The sequence below is a fragment of the Cupriavidus sp. 01T418 genome, from assembly GCF_056398885.1.
Genome location: NZ_JBFTQG010000099.1, coordinates 1 through 3,104, shown reverse-complemented (window position 1 = coordinate 3,104; position 3,104 = coordinate 1). Strand labels below are relative to the sequence as shown.

At 53.5% G+C, this 3,104-nt stretch carries 1 rRNA gene; it reads right to left on the bottom strand.

Going from position 1 to position 3,104, the window contains the following annotated elements:
* Positions 1-99: 99 nt before the first annotated feature.
* Positions 100-3,071, bottom strand: a 23S ribosomal RNA gene (locus tag AC1DQ3_RS36280).
* Between the last annotated feature and the right edge of the window lie 33 nt (positions 3,072-3,104).

The following is a 3,104-nucleotide window of genomic DNA, read 5'->3' as shown; positions in this document are numbered from 1 at the left end:
TGAGCTYGGCTCAACGCAGCGAATAGGGATGTAGCAGCAGGTTGTGAGGTATCGGCCTGTGGCACGCGATACGCAACCAGGTAGAAACACACTGGTTATAGGATCAAGCCTTACGGGCAATTAGTACTGGTTAGCTTAACGCATTACTGCGCTTCCACACCCAGCCTATCAACGTCCTGGTCTCGAACGACCCTTCAAGGAGCTCAAGGCTCCAGGGAATCCTCATCTTCAGGCGAGTTTCCCGCTTAGATGCTTTCAGCGGTTATCTCTTCCGTACATAGCTACCCTGCGATGCCTCTGGCGAGACAACAGGTACACCAGCGGTACGTCCACTCCGGTCCTCTCGTACTAGGAGCAGCCCCCGTCAAGATTCCAACGCCCACGGCAGATAGGGACCAAACTGTCTCACGACGTTTTAAACCCAGCTCACGTACCTCTTTAAATGGCGAACAGCCATACCCTTGGGACCGGCTACAGCCCCAGGATGAGATGAGCCGACATCGAGGTGCCAAACACCGCCGTCGATATGAACTCTTGGGCGGTATCAGCCTGTTATCCCCAGAGTACCTTTTATCCGTTGAGCGATGGCCCTTCCATTCAGAACCACCGGATCACTATGTCCTGCTTTCGCACCTGCTCGACTTGTCGGTCTCGCAGTTAAGCACGCTTTTGCCATTGCACTTTAGGTACGATGTCCGACCGTACCAAGCGTACCTTCGAACTCCTCCGTTACACTTTGGGAGGAGACCGCCCCAGTCAAACTGCCTACCATGCACTGTCCCCGACCCGGATTCACGGGCCAAGGTTAGAACCTCAAACAAACCAGGGTGGTATTTCAAGGTCGGCTCCACGCAGACTGGCGTCCACGCTTCAAAGCCTCCCACCTATCCTACACAGATCGGTTCAAAGTCCAATGCAAAGCTACAGTAAAGGTTCATGGGGTCTTTCCGTCTAGCCGCGGGGAGATTGCATCATCACAAACACTTCAACTTCGCTGAGTCTCGGGAGGAGACAGTGTGGCCATCGTTACGCCATTCGTGCAGGTCGGAACTTACCCGACAAGGAATTTCGCTACCTTAGGACCGTTATAGTTACGGCCGCCGTTTACCGGGACTTCAATCAAGAGCTTGCACCCCATCATTTAATCTTCCGGCACCGGGCAGGCGTCACACCCTATACGTCCACTTTCGTGTTTGCAGAGTGCTGTGTTTTTATTAAACAGTCGCAGCCACCATTTTATTGCAACCCCTTCACCCTCCTGGCGCAGGCCAGTCAAGCTACAAGGGCGTACCTTATCCCGAAGTTACGGTACCAATTTGCCGAGTTCCTTCTCCCGAGTTCTCTCAAGCGCCTTAGAATACTCATCTCGCCCACCTGTGTCGGTTTGCGGTACGGTCTCGTATGACTGAAGCTTAGAGGCTTTTCTTGGAACCACTTCCAATTGCTTCGCAGCACTAGGCCGCTCGCCCCGCATCCTTGAATTCCGCGCCCGGATTTGCCTAAGCGCCTTCTCCAATGCAGGGACCGGGACTTCCAACACCCGGACAACCTTCCGCGATCCGTCCCCCCATCGCATCATACGACGGTGCAGGAATATTAACCTGCTTCCCATCAGCTACGCATCTCTGCCTCGCCTTAGGGGCCGACTCACCCTACGCCGATGAACGTTGCGTAGGAAACCTTGGGCTTACGGCGAGGGGGCTTTTCACCCCCTTTATCGCTACTCATGTCAGCATTCGCACTTCTGATACCTCCAGCATCCTTTACAAGACACCTTCACAGGCTTACAGAACGCTCTCCTACCATGCGTGCACTCCTTTAAATCCACTCCACTTGYMWCCCAACATCACTGTTGRGCGCTTTGTCGATGCTGCGCATCGACAAGCAAGGTGCACTTAAAGGAATGCACGCATCCGCAGCTTCGGTGACTGGCTTAGCCCCGTTACATCTTCCGCGCAGGACGACTCGATCAGTGAGCTATTACGCTTTCTTTAAAGGATGGCTGCTTCTAAGCCAACCTCCTGACTGTTTTAGCCTTCCCACTTCGTTTCCCACTTAGCCAATCTTRGGGACCTTAGCTGGCGGTCTGGGTTGTTTCCCTCTTGACACCGGACGTTAGCACCCGATGTCTGTCTCCCGTGATTGCACTCTTCGGTATTCGGAGTTTGCTATGGCGGGGTAATCAGCAATAGACCCCCCAACCATGACAGTGCTCTACCCCCGAAGGTGAGACACGAGGCACTACCTAAATAGTTTTCGGAGAGAACCAGCTATTTCCAGACTTGTTTAGCCTTTCACCCCTATCCACAGCTCATCCCCTAACTTTTCAACGTTAGTGGGTTCGGTCCTCCAGTACGTGTTACCGCACCTTCAACCTGGCCATGGATAGATCGTCTGGTTTCGGGTCTACACCCAGCGACTGAACGCCCTGTTCGGACTCGCTTTCGCTACGCCTTCCCTAATCGGTTAAGCTTGCCACTGAATGTAAGTCGCTGACCCATTATACAAAAGGTACGCCGTCACCCGTTTCCAGGCTCCGACTGTTTGTATGCATGCGGTTTCAGGATCTATTTCACTCCCCTCCCGGGGTTCTTTTCGCCTTTCCCTCACGGTACTGGTTCACTATCGGTCGATCACGAGTATTTAGCCTTGGAGGATGGTCCCCCCATCTTCAGACAGGATTTCACGTGTCCCGCCCTACTTGTCGTACACCTRGTTCCACAACGCTGTTTTCGCATACAGGGCTATCACCTGCTAYGGCCGGGCTTTCCATCCCGTTCTGCTAACAATGCTGCTAAAGAGTACAAGGCTCTTCCCATTTCGTTCGCCACTACTCTGGGAATCTCGGTTGATTTCTGTTCCTGCAGCTACTTAGATGTTTCAGTTCGCCGCGTTCGCTTCCCACACCTATGGATTCAGTGTGGGATGACCCATACGGGCCGGGTTTCCCCATTCGGACATCTCCGGATCAAAGCTTGTTTGCCAGCTCCCCGAAGCTTTTCGCAGGCTACCGCGTCCTTCATCGCCTGTGATCGCCAAGGCATCCACCACATGCACTTGTTCGCTTGACCCTATAACGAGTGTGTCTCAAACTTGCGTTCAAG